16 protein-coding genes are annotated in these 18121 nt (G+C 73.9%); 5 read left to right on the forward strand and 11 right to left on the reverse strand.

Annotated features, from left to right (window positions below):
- From BI06_RS24545 to BI06_RS24570, 6 genes are all read right to left on the reverse strand, one after another.
- Window positions 1-976: acyl-CoA dehydrogenase family protein (locus BI06_RS24545; RefSeq protein WP_043471673.1), on the reverse strand; the 976-nt coding region annotated here is incomplete at its 3' end.
- Complete coding sequence (locus BI06_RS24550; protein ID WP_063795017.1) at window positions 973-2814, reverse strand: ABC transporter ATP-binding protein; 1842 nt, start codon at window positions 2812-2814, stop codon at window positions 973-975. The genes BI06_RS24545 and BI06_RS24550, both read right to left, overlap by 4 nt.
- Window positions 2811-3668, reverse strand: a complete 858-nt coding sequence (locus BI06_RS24555) for an ABC transporter permease (protein ID WP_030397958.1) — start codon at window positions 3666-3668, stop codon at window positions 2811-2813. Before BI06_RS24555 ends, BI06_RS24550 begins: the two co-directional genes overlap by 4 nt.
- Window positions 3665-4642 (reverse strand): ABC transporter permease, encoded by a 978-nt coding sequence (locus tag BI06_RS24560; protein ID WP_233290283.1) that lies wholly within the window; start codon window positions 4640-4642, stop codon window positions 3665-3667. The genes BI06_RS24555 and BI06_RS24560 overlap by 4 nt, the downstream gene beginning before the upstream one ends.
- A 1-nt stretch (window position 4643) precedes the next feature.
- Entirely contained in the window at window positions 4644-6290 is a 1647-nt protein-coding gene (locus tag BI06_RS24565) for an ABC transporter substrate-binding protein (protein ID WP_043471675.1), read from the reverse strand.
- Between the two features lie 314 nt (window positions 6291-6604).
- Entirely contained in the window at window positions 6605-8089 is a 1485-nt protein-coding gene (locus BI06_RS24570; RefSeq protein ID WP_030397961.1) for an MFS transporter, read from the reverse strand.
- Window positions 8090-8215: 126 nt separating this feature from the next.
- Here BI06_RS24570 and BI06_RS24575 point away from each other — a divergent pair, with 126 nt between their 5' ends.
- Entirely contained in the window at window positions 8216-8644 is a 429-nt protein-coding gene (locus tag BI06_RS24575) for a helix-turn-helix domain-containing protein (protein WP_043471677.1), read from the forward strand.
- Window positions 8645-8696: 52 nt separating this feature from the next.
- Here BI06_RS24575 and BI06_RS53790 read toward each other — a convergent pair whose 3' ends face one another.
- On the reverse strand, window positions 8697-8987 hold the full coding sequence (locus BI06_RS53790; protein ID WP_043471679.1) for a LuxR C-terminal-related transcriptional regulator: 291 nt from the start codon (window positions 8985-8987) through the stop codon (window positions 8697-8699).
- A 120-nt stretch (window positions 8988-9107) separates the two neighbouring features.
- On the opposite strand from BI06_RS53790, the gene BI06_RS24585 reads away from it, so the two are divergent.
- On the forward strand, window positions 9108-9812 hold the full coding sequence (locus BI06_RS24585; protein WP_030397963.1) for a DUF1345 domain-containing protein: 705 nt from the start codon (window positions 9108-9110) through the stop codon (window positions 9810-9812).
- A 30-nt stretch (window positions 9813-9842) separates the two neighbouring features.
- Here BI06_RS24585 and BI06_RS24590 read toward each other — a convergent pair whose 3' ends face one another.
- A complete protein-coding gene (locus BI06_RS24590; protein ID WP_043471681.1) occupies window positions 9843-10592 on the reverse strand; it encodes an SDR family oxidoreductase in 750 nt (249 codons plus the stop codon).
- 138 nt (window positions 10593-10730) lie between these two features.
- Entirely contained in the window at window positions 10731-11633 is a 903-nt protein-coding gene (locus tag BI06_RS24595) for an AraC family transcriptional regulator (RefSeq protein ID WP_030397965.1), read from the reverse strand.
- Window positions 11634-11775: 142 nt separating this feature from the next.
- Between BI06_RS24595 and BI06_RS24600 the strand changes: the two genes are divergently transcribed.
- Both BI06_RS24600 and BI06_RS24605 read left to right on the forward strand, forming a co-directional pair.
- On the forward strand, window positions 11776-12096 hold the full coding sequence (locus BI06_RS24600) for a putative quinol monooxygenase (RefSeq protein WP_043471683.1): 321 nt from the start codon (window positions 11776-11778) through the stop codon (window positions 12094-12096).
- Window positions 12097-12140: 44 nt separating this feature from the next.
- A complete protein-coding gene (locus BI06_RS24605) occupies window positions 12141-13103 on the forward strand; it encodes an alpha/beta hydrolase (protein ID WP_043471685.1) in 963 nt (320 codons plus the stop codon).
- Between the two features lie 180 nt (window positions 13104-13283).
- On the opposite strand, the gene BI06_RS24610 is transcribed toward BI06_RS24605, so the two are convergent.
- Window positions 13284-13970 carry a hypothetical protein gene (locus BI06_RS24610; protein WP_043471687.1) on the reverse strand — a complete coding sequence of 229 codons (687 nt, stop codon included), beginning with the start codon at window positions 13968-13970 and terminating at the stop codon, window positions 13284-13286.
- Window positions 13967-15253: a 2-isopropylmalate synthase gene (locus BI06_RS24615; RefSeq protein ID WP_082558660.1), complete on the reverse strand. Its 1287-nt coding sequence runs from the start codon at window positions 15251-15253 to the stop codon at window positions 13967-13969. Before BI06_RS24615 ends, BI06_RS24610 begins: the two co-directional genes overlap by 4 nt.
- A 278-nt stretch (window positions 15254-15531) precedes the next feature.
- Between BI06_RS24615 and BI06_RS24620 the strand changes: the two genes are divergently transcribed.
- Window positions 15532-18121, forward strand: a 2590-nt coding sequence (locus BI06_RS24620) for an SdrD B-like domain-containing protein (protein WP_082558661.1), incomplete at its 3' end; no start/stop codon positions are given.

The raw sequence follows: 18121 nt of genomic DNA on the forward strand, positions 1-18121 counted from the left end.
CCGCGACCCGGACGGCGTGCCGGCCGCGCTCCTCCTCGGTCACCGTGCGGCGCCGGGCGTGCAGGGCGTCCGCCTCGGCGCCGACGGTGTCGGCGAACGCCTCCACCGCCCACAGCGAGGAGGCCAGGGCGCCGTGGTGCCGGGCCGCGTCCGCGGCGGCGGCCTCGGTCAGCGGCGCCTGCGACCACTGCTCGCGGGCACGGGCGGCGGCGGCCTCCAGCGCGCCCCGGGCCGCGCCGATCAGCGCGTTGGCCTGGGCGAGCTGGAAGGCCGGGGTGAGGAAGGTGTTGTAGACCCGGGGCACGAAGGTCTTGTCGACGTGGCCGAGCGCCCCGGTCCACGGGATGTTCGCGCCGTCGGCGACCACGGTCCCGGCCGCCAGCGACCGCAGCCCGATCTCCTCGGCGCCGGGCTCGAAGGACAGCCCCACGTGCTCGCTCATCGCGAGCGCGCTGATCGGGGTGTCGCCGTCCTCCAGGAAGCCCTCCAGGATGGTGATGTCCGACACCGGGTGGCCCAGGGCGCGCTCCAGCCGACCGTGGAACAGCATCTCCAGGCCGGTGTCCTGGATCACCAGGGGCGCCGAGCGGGGCTTGGAGGACCCGCTGAAGAACCACCGGGCCCGGGCCGACACCTCGCCGATGTGCTGGATCTTCTCCTCGGTGCCGATGAACTCGGCGATCGACACCCACACGTAGTGGTGGGCCAGCAGTTCGCCGACCGAGGCGTCGGCCGCCGCGACGGTGCGCACCACCCGGAACGCGGTGGACCAGTTCTGGCCGCCCCCGCCGTGCTCGACCGGCCCCAGCAGGGTCACCAGGCCGGTGTCCTTCAGCAGCTGGATCTCCCGCACCGGCGGGGTGCCCTCGCGGTCGCGCCGGGCGGCGCCGGGTGCGAGCCGCGCCGCGACCTCCTCGGCCCGCCGCAGCCACAGCTCGGCGGCCTCGGGGGCGGCGTCCGTCGTCGTGTCAGTCATGTCTCCCACTTCGGTACGTGCTCGCCGTCCTGCCCGGCGGCGTGTTCGGTGTCCTGTTCCGGGGCGTCGTCGTGGCCGGTGACGGCCGCGCCTTCCGTACTGCCCGTGCCTTCGCTACTGCTTGCGTCCTCCGCACTGTCCGCACGGTCCGCGCCTTCCGTGCCGGGCAGCCGCAGGACGGCGTCCAGCAGGGCCCGGGTGTACGGGTGGGCGGGGGCCTCGAAGATCCGCTCGGTCCCGCCCTCCTCGACCACCGACCCGCCGCGCATGATCAGCACCCGGTCGGCGACCTGCCGCACCACGGCCAGGTCGTGGGTGATGAACAGCAGGGCGATGCCCCGCTCGCGCCGCAGCCGGTCCAGCAGCTCCAGCACCTGCGCCTGGACCGAGACGTCCAGCGCCGACACCGGCTCGTCGCAGACCAGCACCTGCGGACCGCACGCCAACGCCCGGGCGATGGCCACCCGTTGGCGCTGACCGCCGGACAGCTGGTGCGGCCGCCGGGAGAGCAGTTCGGCCGGCAGGCCGACCTGGTCGAGGAGTTCCGCGCACCGCCGGGCCCGCTCGGCGCGCCGCAGTCCGGGCAGCGCCTCGCCGATGATCCGCGCCACGGTGAACCGGGGGTCCGCCGAGGCGTACGGGTCCTGCTGGACGAACTGGATCGCCGAGCGCCCGGCCCGGCGCCGCCGCTCCGGCAGCGCCGACCAGGGCCGCCCGTGCAGCAGCACCTCCCCGGCGTCGGGACGGGACAGACCCATCGCGACCCGCGCCAGCGTGGTCTTGCCCGAGCCGGACTCGCCGACCACGCCCAGTGCCTCGCCCGCCCGCAGGGTGAACCCGACCTCGTCGAGGGCCCTCGGCCCGCCCGGGGCGAAGGACTTGACCAGCCCGCGCCCGGTCAGCACCGGGGCCGCCTCTTCCGCGTCCGGTGCCCCGGCGTCCGCTGCCTCCGCGTCCGCTGCCTCCGCTACCCCGGGCGGGGCCTGGGCGGGACGGGCCCGCGGGCGGCCCGAGGGCACCGCGTCCAGCAGCATCCGGGTGTACGGGTGCTCCGGGGCGGACAGCACCCGGCCGGCCGGCCCGCTCTCCACCACCTCGCCCCGCCGCAGCACCAGCACCCGGTCCGCCAACTGCGCCACCACCGCCAGGTCGTGACTGACCAGCAGCAGTCCCCGGCCCTCGTCCTTGAGCCGGCCGAGCAGTGCCAGGATCTGCGCCTGGACGATCGCGTCCAGCGCGGTGGTCGGCTCGTCGGCGATCAGCAGCGGGGCGTCGGCGGCCAGCGCCGAGGCGATCAGCGCGCGCTGGCGCAGCCCGCCGGAGAGCTGGTGCGGGTACTGGGTGCGGCGGGCCTCCGGCTCCGGCACGCCCACCGCCGTGAGCAGTTCCACCACCCGGGCCTCGCTGTCCGGGCCGGCGGTGCCGCCGAGGCGGGCCGCCTCGGCGATCTCGGCGCCGACGGTGCGCAGCGGGTCCAGCGCGGTCAGGGCGTCCTGGAACACCATGGCGACCCGCCGGCCGCGCACCGCCCGCCACTGCCGTTCGCCGAAGCCCGCGGTGTCCGCCCCGGCCACTTCCAGGGTCCGGGCGGAGACCCGGGCCCTGGCGCCCGCCAGCCCGATCAGGGAACGGGCGGTGACGGACTTGCCCGAGCCGGACTCGCCGACCAGCGCCACGCACTCCCCGGCGCCGACGGCCAGCGACACCCCGTCCACGGCGGGCCGCGGCGCGCCGGGGAACGACACCCGCAGCCCCTCCACCCGCACGAGCGGCACCGACGGGCCGGTGTGCCCGGCCGCCGCCTTCGCCGCGGTCGCTTCCGTTGTCGTCGTCGTCATCGCACCGCCCTCGACTGCAGCGAACGGCCGATCAGCGTGGTGCAGACCACCACGACCGAGACGGCCAGGCCCGGCGAGATCGAGATCCACCAGGCCGTCTGGAGAAAGTCCTTGCCGTCGGCGACCATCGAGCCCCAGTCCGCGTCCGGCGGGACCGGACCCAGGCCGAGCACACTGAGCCCGGAGCCCGAGATGATGGCCGAGCCCAGCCCGATCGAGGCCAGCACCACCAGCGGGCCGCCGACGTTCGGCAGCACGTGCCGCAGCACCGACCGCCAGGCCGGCACCCCCAGCACCCGCGCCGCCTCCACGTACTCCGAGCGCAGCACCAGCCGTGCCTGGCCGCGCACCAGCCGGGCGTAGTGGGGCACCCCGGCGACGCCGATGGCGATCGCCACGTTGACCGTGCCGCCGCCCAGCAGCGCCACCACCACCAGCGCGAGCAGCAGTTCGGGGAAGCCCAGCAGCACGTCCACCACCCGCATCAGGGCGAAGTCCACCTGCCGTCCGCCGCAGCCGGCGACCAGACCGAGCAGCGCGCCGCCGCCCACCCCGATCACCGTCGCGCCGACCGCGATCAGCAGCGACAGCCGGGTGCCGTGCACGAGCCGCGACCAGACGTCCCGGCCGAGCTGGTCGGTGCCGAGCCAGTGCTCGGCACCGGGCGGGCGCAGCGCCGCCGCGACGTCCGTCGCCTCGGGGGCGTGGGTGGCGAACACCCCGGGGAAGACCAGCACGAGCGCCACCGCGGCCAGCAGGACCAGCGGTGCCAGCCGGGCCGGCGAGCGCAGCAGCGCGCCCCGGCGGGCGCCGGCCGCGGCCGGCCGGTCGAGGAGGGCGGTCACGGTGCTCATGCCGGACCTCCCTCGCGCAGCCGGGGGTCGATCAGCGGGTGGAGCACGTCCACCAGGGTGTTGATGACCACGAACGCCGCGCTGGAGATGACCACAAGAGCGCTGACCACCGGCAGGTCGCGCGAGCCGACCGCGTTGGCCAGCACCCGGCCCAGGCCCGGCCGGGTGAAGATGTTCTCCACCAGCACCGCGCCCCCGAACAGGCTGCCCAGCACGAAACCGGACAGCGTGGTCAGCGGCAGCAGCGCGTGCCGCAGGGTGTGCCGCAGCAGTACCGCCGTCGCGCCCAGGCCGCGCGAGCGCGCGGTCAGCACGAACGGGCGGCCGTCGGTGGTCTCCAGCTCCTGGCGGATCACCTGGGCGAGCACTCCGGCCAGCGGCAGTGCCAGCGCCAGCGTCGGCAGTACCAGCGCGGCCGGCCCGTCCGCCCCGATCGAGGGCAGCGCGTGCAGCCGGTAGGAGAACACCGTCAGCAGGATGATGCCCAGCCAGAACGACGGCATCGACACCATCAGCAGTTCGGCCAGACCGGCGGCACCGCGCACCGTCCGGCCCCGGCCGACCGTCAGGGCGGCCGCCAGCACCGCCAGCACCAGCGCGGTGACCAGCGCGGACACCGCCAGCTCGACGGTCGGACCGAGCTGGCTGCCGAGCAGCCGCTCGATCGGCTCGTTGAGCTGGTACGACCAGCCGAGGCCGCCGCTCGCCAACTGGGCGAGCTGGCGGCCGTACTGGAGGAGCAGCGGGTCGTCCAGGCCGTTCTCGGCGATCACCTGGCCGCGCAGGGCCGGGGTTGCCGCGGCGCCCGGCCCGATCAGTCCGTCCACGATGTCGCCGGGGGCGAGGTGGAGGGCGAAGAACGTCACCGTGAGCGTCCCCCACACCACCACCAGCCCCGCCGCGAGCCGCCGGGCGACGAACCTGGCCCAGGGCGGCACGTGCCGTCGCGGCGCGAGCCGGGCGCGGTCGGACACCTCAGGCCACCCCGATGCCGTAGAAGTCGGTGTTGGCGTCGACGTCCAGGACCAGCCCGTTCACCTTGCCGTGCCGGGCGACGTCCATGGTGGCGATGTAGGCCGGGAAGGAGTACGCCTGCTCGACGATCTTCCGCTGGACCTTGCGGTACAGCTCGGCGCGCTGCGCGGCGTCCACGGTCGCCTCGGCCTGGTCCAGCCAGCCGTCGATCTCGGCGTCCTTGACCCGGCTGCCGTTCGCCCCGCCGCCCCCGAACTGGGACTTGGAGTGGTAGAGGTTGCCCAGCAGGCTCGGGTCGGAGCCCTGCCAGGCGAAGGCGAACACGTCGTAGTCGCCCTTGCCGGTGCGCCCGATGGAGCCGGCGGAGTCCAGCGGCACCAGCTTCAGCTCGATGCCGACCTGCTTCAGCGCGTCCTGCACGCCCACGTCGAAGGTGTGGTTCTGGGCCGAGACGAAGGTCTGCACGTACGGCTGCTCGGCGGTGAGGCGCTTGCCGTCCTTGGTGCGGTAGCCCTCGCCGTCCCGCCCGGTCCAGCCGGCCTCGTCCAGCAGCTTCTCCGCCTTCTCCTTGCTGTACTCCCAGGCCGGCTTGGCGAACGACGGCTCGGCGCCGGGGGTGGAGGGCGCCAGCGGCCCCCAGGCCTGCTCGTACTCGCCCTGGAAGATGCCCTTGACGATCCCGGCGAAGTCGATGGCGTGCCGGACGGCCTGCCGGGCGCGCGGGTCGTCGAAGGGCGCGCGGGCGGTGTTGAGGTAGTAGGTGTAGGGGACGCCGGGGACCGCCTTGCGGACCACCTGGACGCCGTTCTGGCCGCGCAGTCCGGCCAGCCGGTTGGCGGGTATCAGCTCGGCGGCGTCGACCTGACCGGAGGTCAGGGCGCCGACCCGGGAGGCGTCCTCCTTCAGCAGCAGCACGACGATGCTCTCCAGCTTCGCCTGCCCCTGGTGGGTGGCGGTCGGCGGGGCCCAGTTGTAGTCGGACCGGCGCTTGAACACCGCCTGCTGGCCGGGCGTCACCGACTCGAAGGTGAACGGGCCGGTGCCGACGACGAACGCGCCGCCGGAGGAGAGGTCGCCCGCGTGGTCGCGCAGTGCGACGGGGGAGTGGAAGCCGAGGAAGGTGCTCCCCACCGAGCCGAGGAAGGAGGAGTGCGGGGCGGTCAGGTGGACGGCCACCGTGCGCGGGTCGACCACCTCGGTCTCCTTGTAGGGGCCGAGCAGGCCGGCCGCCCGCTTGGACGCCGTCTTCGCCGCCGTGACGTGGTCGAAGTTCGCCTTCACGGCCGCCGCGTCGAACGGGGTGCCGTCGCTGAAGGTCACGCCGGCGCGCAGGGTGAAGGTGTAGGTGAGACCGTCGGGCGAGACCGTCCACGAATCGGCCAGCCACGGCTTGACGGTCCCGTCCGCCGCGACCGCGACCAGCGACTCCAGCACCGGGCGCAGCAGCCGCCCGGTGACGGCGGTGGACGCGGCGTGCGGGTCCCAGCTGTCGGGTTCGACGGCGGCGCCGTAGCGCAGGGTGCCGCCGCCGCTCTTCGCGGAGGGCGGGGCGGAGGAGTCGGAGCAGGCCGTGAGGACGGCGGGGCCGATGACAGCGGCGGCGGTCAGGGTGACCGGGAAGCGGAGGAAACGGCGTCTGGTGTACATGGATTCTTTCTCGATCCTGCGCGAGAGGGGGGAACGGTGGACGGCGCAGGGCCCGCCCACCCCGCGGGGGAGGCGCTGACGGCCCCGGCCACGGACGATGCGACGAGTCTGCTGGCTCCGTCCGGATCCGAACCCCCTGACCGTCCCCCTATGCGGGCCCTCTTCCGGGGCCCGCGGGTTTGGCGGCGGGATGCTCGCGGGTGTGCTCGGTCGACGGGCTCCGACGTGGTGCGGTGCGGCCCCGGCGGCGCTGCGCGCCGTCAGGGTGGTGCGGCCGTTCCGGGGAGCCTTCCGGAACGGCCGCACGGGGACCGTCAGATCTGCGGCACGGGGGAATCCGCAGATTCGAGGTCCGGCTCGGGGATGCTCTCGGCAGCGGCCGCGGGGCTGCGCAGGAAGAACGCGGCCACCAGGACGCCGACCCCCACGAACACGGCGCTGAGCCCGTAGGAGAGGTGGAAGCCGCCGGTGAGCGCCTCGACCTTGCTGTCGCCCTCGCCGAGCAGCGTCGCGGTGCGGGAGGCGGCGACCGTGGCGAGCACGGCGGTGCCGATCGAGGCACCGACCTGCTGGGTGGTGTTCACCAGGCCGGAGGCGATGCCGGCGTCGTTGGGCGAGGTGACCGACATGGCCTGGCCGATCAGCGCCGGCATGGCCGCGCCGAAGCCGAGGCCGAGCAGCACGAACGGCGGCACGATGTCGACGAGGAAGCTGCCGTCGCTCGGCACCCGGGCCAGCAGCGCGAGCGCCGCGGCCACCAGCAGCAGGCCGACGACCAGCACCCGGCGGGGCCCGAACCGCTGGTTCAGCTTGACCGCGAAGCCCAGCGAGACGATCGCGATGGTGACCGGCGCGGGCAGGAAGGCGAGCCCGGTCTTCAAGGCGTCGTAGCCCAGGACGTTCTGGAAGTACAGCGCGGTGCAGAACTGGTAGCCGAACAGGCCGGCGACCATCAGGACCATGATGCCGTTGGCGCCGGAGACCGCCCGGGAGCGGAAGATGTGCAGCGGCAGCAGAGGCTTGGCCGCGTACGCCTGGCGGACCACGAAACCGGCCAGCAGCGCCAGCGAGCCGGCCAGCAGGCCCAGCGTGCGGCCGTCGCCCCAGGTGTACTCCTCGGCCTTGATGATCGTGTAGACCAGCAGCATCAGACCGCCGGTGGCGAGCACCGAGCCGACCAGGTCGGCGCCCTCGCGCAGCCCCGCTCCCTTCCCGCCGGGCACCACGCTCTGCGTCAGCACGAGCGCCACCAGGCCGATCGGCACGTTGACGTAGAACACCCACGGCCAGCTGAAGCTCTGGGTCAGCACGCCGCCCAGGATCAGGCCCAGCGAGGCGCCGGCCGCGGAGACGAAGGCGTACGCCGCCAGTGCCTTGCCGCGCTCGCCGGCGTCGGGGAACAGGGTGATGATCATGCCCAGGACGACGGCCGAGGCGAGTGCCCCGCCGACCCCCTGGACGAACCGGAACACCACCAGCGCCGTCGAGGAGGAGGACAGGCCGCAGGCCAGCGAGGCGACCGTGAACAGGCCCAGACCCGCGCTGAAGACGCGGCGGCCGCCGAGCAGGTCGCCCAGTCGGCCGGAGAGCAGCAGCAGCCCGGCGAACGCGATGAGGTAGGCGTTGACGACCCAGGCCAGGCCGGACTGGGTGAAGCCGAGGTCGGTCTGGATGGTCGGCAGGGCGACGGTCACGATCGAACCGTCGAGGATGATCATCAGGTTGCCGGTGCAGAGGACCCCCAGTGCCAACCAGCGTGACCTGGAAGGCTGGAGGGACGGCGGGGCTTGCGTGGTCATCGGAGGAGTCCTTCGGGGGAATGGCCGGGGAGGGGCGCCCGGTGGCGCCCGCGCTCCCTGAGGGCACTTCTTGTTACAGCGACCATCCTGTGTGACCATCAAGTCCCACCGTAAGGAGGCACTTTCATGTTCCTGGGGAACAACGATGTGATCGAGGACCTCGAGGAGGCCGACCTCGACGACCCGGCCCCCGCCCGCGAGGCGTGCACCGTCCTGGAGGCGCTCAACCGCATCAGCGGCAAGTGGGCGATCGGGATCCTGCTCAACCTCAGCCACGGTCCGGTCCGCTTCACCGAACTCGAACGGTCCGTACCCGGAATCAGCCGCCGTATGCTCACCCTGACGCTGCGGAACCTCGAACGCGACGGACTGATCGAGCGCACCGTCTACGCGACCGTGCCGCCCAAGGTGGAGTACCGCGGCACCGAGATGGCCGACGAGCTCTACGCCTCCCTCAAGGGCCTCACCGCCTGGGCGGAGCGCCACCGCGACGCCATCGCCCGCTCGCGCGACTCCTACGACCGGGAGCAGGCGGCGGCGGCCGGACTGGGTTGACGGCGGCCGGACGGCGAGCCCGTCCGTGATGCCCCCGGTCGGTGGTGCCGGGTCAGATCCACTTCCGCGCACGGGCCGCGAGCGCGGCCTGGAACCGGTTCGCCGCTCCCAGCCGCCGCATCAGCGTCGAGACATGGCTCCGGTACGTGCGGAGCGACATGTCGAGCTCCCGGGCGCCGACCTCGTCCTTGTCGACGCGTGCCATGGCGTGGAGCACCTGCCGCTCGACCTCGCCCGGCAGTTCCTCCTCGACGCGGCAGGACTGCGACCACTGGTGCTCGAAGAGGGCCGGCAGAAGCCGGGGGCGGTCGGTGCCGGACTCCCCGCTGGTCGCCCGTGGCACCCGAGAGGGTCGCGACGCCGGACCCGCCTACCGGGGCCGACGGTGCCCGGGCCCTTACACTGGCGGCCCGCCGCGTCGTCGGCGGCCGCCCCGCCAGCCGCCTTCCCGAGGAGCCCGCCGGTGCACTCCTGGCTCTCCGAACGCCGCCGCTCGGCCGCGAGCCTGCTGGTCGCGGCCGTCGCGGCGGCCGTGCTCGTCCTGCTGGTGGCGCTCCACGAGGGGGCGGCCCTGCTGTCCGGGGCGGATGTCGCCGTCCTGGTGCTGTTCGCCTATCTGTCGGCCTATCTGACCGCCACCCTGCTGGCCTTCGCCGGTGCCTCGCCGGAGCGGATCCGGGACTGGGCGCGGCGTTCCGAGCGCGGCACCGTCGTGCAGCGCTACCTGCTCGGCAGCGCCCCGGGGCCGGGGGTGTCGGTCTTCGTGGCGGCGGCCGCGCTGGTGGTGTCCCTGGTCTGGCGCCCCGGCCATCTCGGGTCGGCGCTCCTGGTCGGTGTCCGGGTGGCGATCGCGCTCGCGCTGGTCGTCGAGGCCTGGGTGTGCGTGCTCGTCTCCTTCGCGGTCGCCTTCCACGCCGACAACCTGGTGGAGGACGAACGCGCGCTGGAGTTCCCGGGCAGCGGGACCGGCACCGGGGACGGGGCAGAGTCCGCCGTCTGGGCCGACTACATGTACTTCGCCGTGTCCGTCATGACGACCTTCGGCACCACCGACGTCAATGTGACCTCCCGGGAGATGCGGCGCACGGTGGCGGCCAACGCCGTCATCGCCTTCGTCTTCAACACGGTGACGGTGGCGAGCCTGGTCTCGGCGCTCGACCGGGGCTGAGCAGCCCGCACCCCGGCGGCCGGCGGCCGGTCACCTGGCCCAGGCGAGCCGGTGCGCGTCGGCCCCGGCCGGGAAGCGGAGCTGCCCGGTGGTGTCGTGCACCGCCCGCCACACCGCCTCGGCCACGTCCTCCTCGGTGGTGAACAGCTCCTGCGAGGTGAACCCGGCCATCGCCCGGTCGGCCCACTCGGCGTAGGGTGCCGGAACGGAGGCTCCCGCCGCCCCGTCGGCGGTGGTCCGCCGTGCGAAGTTCGTCGTGAGGCAGGCCCCCGGCTGGACCGTCGCGGCCCGGACCCCGAACGGCGCGAGTTCGAGCGCGAGCGACGCGGTGAACCCCTCGACGGCGGCCTTGCTGGCCTTGTACAGCGCGCAGAGCGGCATATGGCCGAGCACCACGCTGGAGGTCACATTGACCACCACGCCGCTGCCGCGCTCGCGGAAGGCGGGCAGCACCGCCTGGGTGGTGGCCATGACACCGAAGGTGTTGGTCTCGAACACCTCCCGCACCCGGGACATCGGCGTCCCCTCGAACACCCCGATCGCCGGGATGCCCGCGTTGTTGACCAGGACGTCGACGGGCCCCGCGGCCTCCAGGGCGGCGGTGATGCTCTCGGGCCTGGTCACGTCGAGCTCGACGACGCGCAGGCTCTCGGAGACCGGGAGCGCGTCCGGGCGCGGCGTGCGCACGGCCGCGACGACCTGCCAGCCCCGGGCGTGGAAGTGCAGGGCGGTCCGCCGGCCGTACCCGGACGACGCGCCGGTGATCAGGATGGTGTCCATCGGGAATCCTCTGCTCGGAAGGGCCGTGTCCGCGGAACTCCGCGCCACGGAAGAGCGACTGGTTCCAGTGAACCGCCCTGACCTGCGGCGATGGAAGAACGATCCTCCCGTCCCCTTGCCCGATCCTCCCGCCGCCGCTCACGGAAGGACGGCCGCCGGGGCGCCCCCGTCCTCCCGCAGCCGGGCGGCGTCCCGGCTCGGCGCCTCGCCGAACTGCCGCCGGTACTCGCGGCTGAACTGCGAGGCGCTGTCGTACCCCACCCGTCGCCCCACCCCGGTCACGTCCCCGGGGTGGGTGGCGAGCAGCAGCCGCGCCTCCTGGAGCCGGATCTGCTTCTGGAACTGGATCGGGCTCATCGCCGTCACCGCCTGGAAGTTGCGGTAGAAGGCGGAGGCGCTCAGACCGGACAGCCTGGCCACGTCCTCGACCCGGAACGGTTCGGCGTAGTGCTCGCGGATCCAGCGCACGGCGCGCGAGACATGGCTCAGCCCCGAGTCTGCGAGACCGAGTTGACGCACCGTCGCGCCCTGTTCCCCGGTGATCAGCCGCCACAGGATCTCCCGCTTCACCAGTGGGGCGAGCACGGCCCGGTCGCGCGGTTCGTCCAGCAGGCGCAGCAGTCGGACCACCGCGTCGAGCAGGGCCTCGGAGGCGTCGCCGACGGCGATCCCCGACGGTGCGCCCGTGTCGCGGGGGACGTCCCCGGGCCCGGCCCGGAGCAGCAGTTCGGCGATCACGGACGGCTCCAGCAGCAGTCCGACGCCCAGCGCCGGCCGGTCGGGTCCGATCCCGGTGAACTGCCCGGTGACCGGCAGGTCGACGGAGGCGACCAGGTACTGCCCGGCGCCGTAGGTGTAGACCCGGTCGCCGAGCGCCAGGCGTTTGGCGCCCTGGGCGATGACCGCGAACACGGTTCCGGACATGGCGGGCGCCGGGAGACCCGGCCGGTCGACCCGGGAGACCAGCACGCCGTCGAGGGCGGTGGTCGAGTCCGGGCGGGCGTGCCGGGCGACCAGGGTGCGCAGTTCGTCGAGGGACATGTGCCCATTCCAGCACCGCCCGGGCCCTTCTTCCCGTCGGCGCGAGGATCGGGCAAGGGCGGGCGAGCATCGCCCTAACGTTCGCGCGGGGCATCCCGGTTGACTGGAACCACCGCACCCCCTCACCGGAAGGACCGCTCCGATGGCCGTCACCTACGGGTTCCACGCCACCATGACCGCCCGCCCCGGCCTCGGCGAACGCCTCGCCGAGCTGCTGCTGACCGGGATCGACCGGGGCAACCCCGGGGCCGACGAGCACTGCCTCGTCTACCTGGTCTCGCGCTCGGCCACCGACCCGGACCGCGTCCACGTCGTCGAGGGCTGGACGAGCGAGGCGGACCACCACCGGGTGTTCGCCGGCGAGCCGGCCCGGGCCCTTCTCGCCCGCGTCGGCGAACTCCTCTCCGGGGAGGCGGAGTTCACCGACCTCGTGCCGGTCGGCGGCAGAGTCGCCGCACACTGACCGCTCCCGTCCCCCGACCCTCCCCCCGAAAGGCCGTACCGACCATGAGCACCGCCCGACCCGCGCTCGACCCCGAACTGCGCGATTTCCTCGCCCGGATGCCCCTGCCGACCGGGCCCGGCTCCGACACCCTGGCCGGGCTGCGCCGCCTGGCCGTGGCCCCGGTCGAACCGCTGCTCGCCCACCGGAGCGTCGAGCGGCGGGAGTTCACCGTCCCCGCCGAGGACGGCACCGGGATCCCGCTGACGGTCCTCGCGCCGGCCGACCACGACCGCGAGGGTGCCGCAGCCCCGTGCGTCTACTGGATGCACGGCGGCGGGATGGTCATGGGTGACCGCTTCTCCCAGCTCGACATCCCCTTGGAGTGGCTGGACGAGTTCGGCCTCGTCGTCGCGACCGTCGACTACCGGCTCGCTCCCGAGCACGAGGGGCAGGTCGTCGCGGGGGACTGCTACCAGGGACTGTGCTGGATCGCAGAGAACGCCGCCGAGTTGGGGATCGACCCCGACCGGATCGTGGTCGCGGGTGCCAGTGCGGGCGGCGGCCTCGCCGCCGGCGTCGCCCTGCGGGCCCGTGACCTCGGCACGCCGGCGCCGGCCGGTCAGATCCTGGTCTGCCCCATGCTGGACCACCGCGGCACCACCGTCTCCAGTCGTCAGTACTCCGGCGTTCCGGGCGTCTGGACCGGGGAGATGAACGCCTTCGCCTGGCGCTCCGTTCTCGGCGCGACGCCCGCCGACGAGGTGTCCCCGTACGTTTCGCCCGCCCGAGCCGAGGATCTTGCCGGTCTGCCCGCCGCCTACCTCGACAGCGGCTCGGCCGAGGTCTTCCGCGACGAGTGCACCGACTACGCCACCCGCCTCTGGGCGGCCGGCGGCGACGCCGAGCTCCATGTGTGGGCCGGGGGTTGCCACGGGTTCGACGCCCTCCACCCCCGGGCGGAGCTGTCGGTCACGGCCCGCCGCACCCGCACCGCCTGGCTCGCCCGGTTGCTGTCCCGGATCTGACCACCGGCCCCGACCCCTGCGGTCACGGCCTTCGGCGGGAAGCGGCTTCGCGCTCGACGACCACGAACTACGGTCCGTCGAGCGCGAATCCGTTCCAGGGGCGGCGGCCGAGGGCCGTCCGGAGTTCGTCCACGGCCGTGACCGCCCCTGGCCGCCCCTGGCCGTCACGTTTCCCGGCTGTCATCGTCCCTGGTTGTTCCCGAACCGGGCCAGGTACTGCTCGGGATCGGCGAAGGCGCGGTCCTGCGCGCCGTGCCGGTGGAGGGCGAGCCGGCCGTCCGGGTACAGGCGGACGGTGGTGGTGGCCGCCCTGCCGGTGTCTCCGGCCCCGTCCTGGTCGCCGTCGGCAACGGGGGAGCGGAGGACGGGCACGTCGGGCGGGAACATCGCGAGGGCCTCGGCGGGCCCGGGCGCCGGGTCGTGGCCGGTCCGGTTGGCGCTGCTGACGTAGAGCACGGGGAAGGCGTCCAGCAGGCCGGCCAGCGGCTGCCAGCGGGCGCCGAACAGCAGCGTCCAGCCGTCCTTGGTGGCCGGTGCCAGCCAGGGCGGCGCCTGCTCGGGGCGGCGCACGGGCGCGAGCACGGTGAGGTGCTCCTCGGCGAGCAGCCGCCGGGCCAGCCGCAGCGCGTCCGGGCCGAGGTCGAGCCGTTCCGTCAGCGCGTCCAGGGTCCGCGGGTGGTGGGCCCAGAGCGCGACGGCCTGCTCCGCCGGGCGCTGCTTGGCGGTGTTGACGGCCTCGGGCCGGGTGGCGGCGACGACGCAGGTCAGCGGGGCGGGGTTGGGCAGCACCACGGCCCGCCCCCGGGTGAGGGCGGCGCGGACGGCCGCGAGGTCGGACAGTTCGCAGGCGGGGGGCGTCGGCGTCACGGGGTGTCCTCGGCGGTGCTGGTGGTGGTGGTGATGGTGCTGGTGGTGGTGCGGGCAACCCCGACGCCGTCCAGATAGGCGGCGAAGAGTTCCTCGTCGACGACGGCCTCGCCGGTGCGGAACGCCCGGCGCTTCACCCAGGCCGCGGCCGCGCGGGCCCCGGCGGCGTCCAGCCGGTGGCCGAGCCGCTCGGCGACCGCCGTGACGACCCGGGCGCTGGCCAACTGGGTGAGCACGATCCGGGGTTCGACCCCGAGCAGGGCCGTGGGGTCGTAGGGCTGGAACAGCCGGGGGTCGACGAAGGGCGTGCCGGTGGAGATGGTGGCGACCCCGGTGCCGACCACCGGGGTGGTCACCGTCAGCGGTACTCCGGTCTGCTCCGAGACCAGGGCGGCGATGCGCGGCAGCCGGGTGAGGTCCGGTGCCCGCCACCACAGTTCGGCTGCGCGCGCGTCGGCGCCGAGCAGGGCCGCCGCGCGCTCCGGGTCGTGGGCGAGCAGGAACAGCAGCTGCTCGGTGGCTACCAGTCCGGAGCGCTCGGCCAGGCCGAGCCACGAACTGGCTACCACCCGGGCGCCGTTGCGCACGGCCTGGACGGTGTTGGCGAGCCCGAGGCCCAGGTCGTTGTGCAGGTGCGAGCCCAGTACCACCCCGGGACCGGCCGCGGCCGCCACCCGCGCGAACATCTCGGCCGCCTCGCCGGGGAGTTGGCGCCCGACGGTATCGGCGAGGACCACGGTTCCGGCCCCGGCGGCGGTGAACCCGCCCGCCGCTTCGGCCATCAGGCCGTGGTCGGCGCGGGAGGCGTCCGCCAGGCACAGATCGATCGCGACGTCCTCGTCCAGGTCGCGCGCCGTCTTCACCAGGTCCGTGCCGTGCGCCAGCGCCTCGCGGGCGCCCCGGTGCGTCATCACCCGGGCCATCGCCTCGGAGGCCGGGACGACCGCCAGTACCCGGGCGTGCGCGACGCCGCGCACCGAGGCGACCGCCTGCCGGACGTCGGCCTCGGTGCCCCGGCAGACGGCCGCGGCCGAAACCTGTCCCTCGGTCTCGACGGCGACCTGCCGCACCGCCTCGAACTCCTCGGCGCACACGGCGGGGAATCCGGCGGCGAACACCACGTGGCGCGGCCCGTCCGCGCCGAACACCGCGCCGTGCTCCCGGGCGAGCCGCACCCGGAAGCCGCCCGGCATCAAGGTCTTGGCCTGAGCGCCGTCGCGCGCCGACTCCTCCCACACCACCAGGCGGCCTGCCGCCGCCGACTCCCGCACGATGTCCCGCATCGGTGATCCCCTCTCGTCCGGACCGCACCCTACGCCGGGCGCGCTTCGGGGGCGCGGGCGGCTGCTTCCCGTGCGCCTGCGTGCGCTCCCGGCAGCCATAGTTGACGATCCATCAGGTCGAAGAGGGCGGAACATCTGATGGGATGTCAAAGTTCCTGGTTCTCCTGCGAACTTCCATAAGCCCCCTTTAAGCTCCCCTTACCAACGGCGGCTTTCCGCCATACGCGACTCCTATCCGAGGTCGGGGCGGCAGGCCCAACTCCACCATGAGAGCAGGGATGACAACGACACGTGCACAGGAACCGGGTGCCCCGCGCGGCCCGGAACGACGACGGCCGGGGGCGCCCGGCCGCCGGACCCTCGGCGCGGCGGCGGCGCTGGCCGTCGGCATCGGCGCGGTCTCGCTGGTGGCCGCGCCGGAGGCCTTCCCGCAGGCGGGAGACGGCGCCGTGACCGTCCGCGTGGTGCGGGCCGTCGACACCAGCGGGGTGTGGACGCCCGCGCTGGAACCCGGGCTGGCCGGAGTCAGGGTGACCCTCACCGACGACGCCGGCACGAGCATCGAGGGCACCACGGCGGCGGACGGCACGGTGACGCTGGCGCCGGCCGCGGCCAAGCCGACCGGCGGCAAGTACCGCGTCCAGGTGGTGAATCCGAAGCCCGGCAAGCTCTACCCGGCCTTTGCCTCCAAGCAGGGTCTGACCGGCGCGCCCAACCAGCTGAGCAGCAACGAGGAGTTCGTCGACCTCTCCGGCGGCAAGAACGTCTCCTACACCACCGGACTGTGGAGCCCCGGCGACTACTGCCAGAAGAACGCCCCGCTGGTCTCGGCCTGCCAGCCGACCACGCGCGAGGGCGGGGCGCAGCGCACGCTGCTGTCCTTCCCCTACAGCGCGCGCGGCCAGGAGGGCGTGGACGTCAACGCCACCGACCTCGCCACCAACGCCGACACCGGCACCCTGTTCGGCATCGCCTGGAACCGGGCGGACCGCCGGCTGTTCTCCTCCGCCGTGGCCAAGCGCACCACCGACTACGGCCCCGGCGGCGCGGGCGCGATCTACGTGACCGACCTGGCCACGAAGACCACGAAGCTCTTCACCACCGTCCCGAACGCCGGCGCGACCGCCCACGGCGGCGGCACCGACGACGGGTTCCTGGCGGTACCGGGCAAGGAGAGCCTCGGCGGCATCAAGATCACCGACGACGGCAAGGACCTCTTCGTCGTCAACCTCAACGACCGCAAGCTCTACCGCTACGACGCCACCGGGCCCACGGCGGACGCACCGAAGGCCAGTTACCCGATCCCCGACCCCGGCTGTCCGGCGGCCGTGGACTGGCGGCCGTTCGGCCTCGGCCTGCAGGACGGCACCGGCTACCTCGGCGGCGTCTGCTCGGGCGAGTCCACCGGCAAGGTCTCCGACCTGCGCGCGGTCGTGCTGCCGTTCGACCTCGGCACCGGCGCCTTCGCGGGGGCGGTGCTCACGCAGCCGCTGGACTACCCGCGCCAGAGCACCGTCGGCGGCGGGCCCTGCGACGGGGCGGGCTGGTTCCCGTGGACCAACACCTATCCGACCTCGCAGAACGGCAACCCCTGCGGTGCCAGCACCATCGCCAACCCCGAGCCGGAGTTGGGCGAGATCGCCTTCGAGACCGACGGCTCGATGCTGCTGTCCTTCCGGGACCGCTTCGGCGATCGTGCCCCGGCCGGACCGACGCCGGGCTCCGTCGCCGTCGTCATGTCGGGTGGTGACCTCAACAAGGCCTGCCCGGTCAACGGCAGTTACGTGATGGACACCAACAACGGCTGCGGGCTGTCCCCCCGGGGCACCCGGTTCTTCGACACCAGCTGGGGCGGCCACCGCAACACGGCCTTCGCCGGCATGGCCTTCTCCAAGGTCGAGAACACCATCGCGACCTCCGCGTTCGACCCCAACCACACCGCCTTCGGCTACGGCACCTCGTTCCTCCAGCGGAACGGCCAGCAGGACCCGAAGTTCGGCCTGCGGCTCAACCCGCCGGGGGCGGCACCGTTCGGCAAGGGCGCCTCGATGGGCGACCTCGAAGTGCTCTGCGACCAGGCCCCGCTCCAGATCGGCAACCGGGTCTGGTACGACCCCGAGCGCTCCGGCCTCCAACTGCCGGGCCAGCGCCCGGTGCCGGGGGCCACGGTCAACCTGTACGACGAGTCGGGGAAGCTCGTCGGTACCACGAAGACCACCGCGCGCGGCGAGTACTACTTCGACGACTCCAACGTCACCGGCGGCCTCAAGCCGCGCACCAAGTACACCGTCAAGCTCGACAACCCGGCCGACTACGCCAAGGACGGCCCCCTGTACCAGTGGGTGCCCACCACGGCGGACGTCGGCGACAACCACTTCGTCGACTCCAAGGGCGTCGTCCCGGCGGGCGGGCAGTACGTCGAACGTGCCCTGACCACCGGCGGACCGGGTGAGAACGACCACACCTACGACTTCGGGTTCCGGCAGCAGGAGGGCGCGCTGCGCCTGGTCAAGCACGACCAGGACGGCAAGCCGCTGGCGGGCGCGAAGTTCCGGCTGTGGAAGGACACCAACGGCACCGACGGGCTGCAGAGCACAGGCGACAAGCCCGACACCGCGGTGGGCGACCCGTGCACGACCGGGGCCGACGGCATCTGCCAGGGCGCCGGCACGGTCGGGACGTACTACTGGCAGGAGACCAGCCCGCCGGACGGCTACTCCGCGCCGGAGGTGACGGTGTTCGGCCCGCTGAAGCTGACCGCCGACAACCTCACCACCGGGGTCTCGGTGACGGCCGTCAACAAGCTGATCCCGACGCCCACGCCCACCCCGACCCCGACCCCGACCCCGACGCCCACCCCGACACCCA

The sequence above is a fragment of the Kitasatospora sp. MBT66 genome, assembly GCF_000710405.2.
In the GTDB taxonomy this organism is placed as follows: Bacteria; Actinomycetota; Actinomycetes; order Streptomycetales; family Streptomycetaceae; genus Kitasatospora; species Kitasatospora purpeofusca.

Coding starts and splice junctions, on each gene's coding strand:
- BI06_RS24550 (WP_063795017.1), bottom strand. CDS start 2,814: ATGACGACGACGACAACGGAAGCGACCGCGGCGAAGGCGGCGGCCGGG.
- BI06_RS24555 (WP_030397958.1), bottom strand. CDS start 3,668: ATGAGCACCGTGACCGCCCTCCTCGACCGGCCGGCCGCGGCCGGCGCC.
- BI06_RS24565 (WP_043471675.1), bottom strand. CDS start 6,290: ATGTACACCAGACGCCGTTTCCTCCGCTTCCCGGTCACCCTGACCGCC.
- BI06_RS24570 (WP_030397961.1), bottom strand. CDS start 8,089: ATGACCACGCAAGCCCCGCCGTCCCTCCAGCCTTCCAGGTCACGCTGG.
- BI06_RS24575 (WP_043471677.1), top strand. CDS start 8,216: ATGTTCCTGGGGAACAACGATGTGATCGAGGACCTCGAGGAGGCCGAC.
- BI06_RS24590 (WP_043471681.1), bottom strand. CDS start 10,592: ATGGACACCATCCTGATCACCGGCGCGTCGTCCGGGTACGGCCGGCGG.
- BI06_RS24595 (WP_030397965.1), bottom strand. CDS start 11,633: ATGTCCCTCGACGAACTGCGCACCCTGGTCGCCCGGCACGCCCGCCCG.
- BI06_RS24600 (WP_043471683.1), top strand. CDS start 11,776: ATGGCCGTCACCTACGGGTTCCACGCCACCATGACCGCCCGCCCCGGC.
- BI06_RS24605 (WP_043471685.1), top strand. CDS start 12,141: ATGAGCACCGCCCGACCCGCGCTCGACCCCGAACTGCGCGATTTCCTC.
- BI06_RS24615 (WP_082558660.1), bottom strand. CDS start 15,253: ATGCGGGACATCGTGCGGGAGTCGGCGGCGGCAGGCCGCCTGGTGGTG.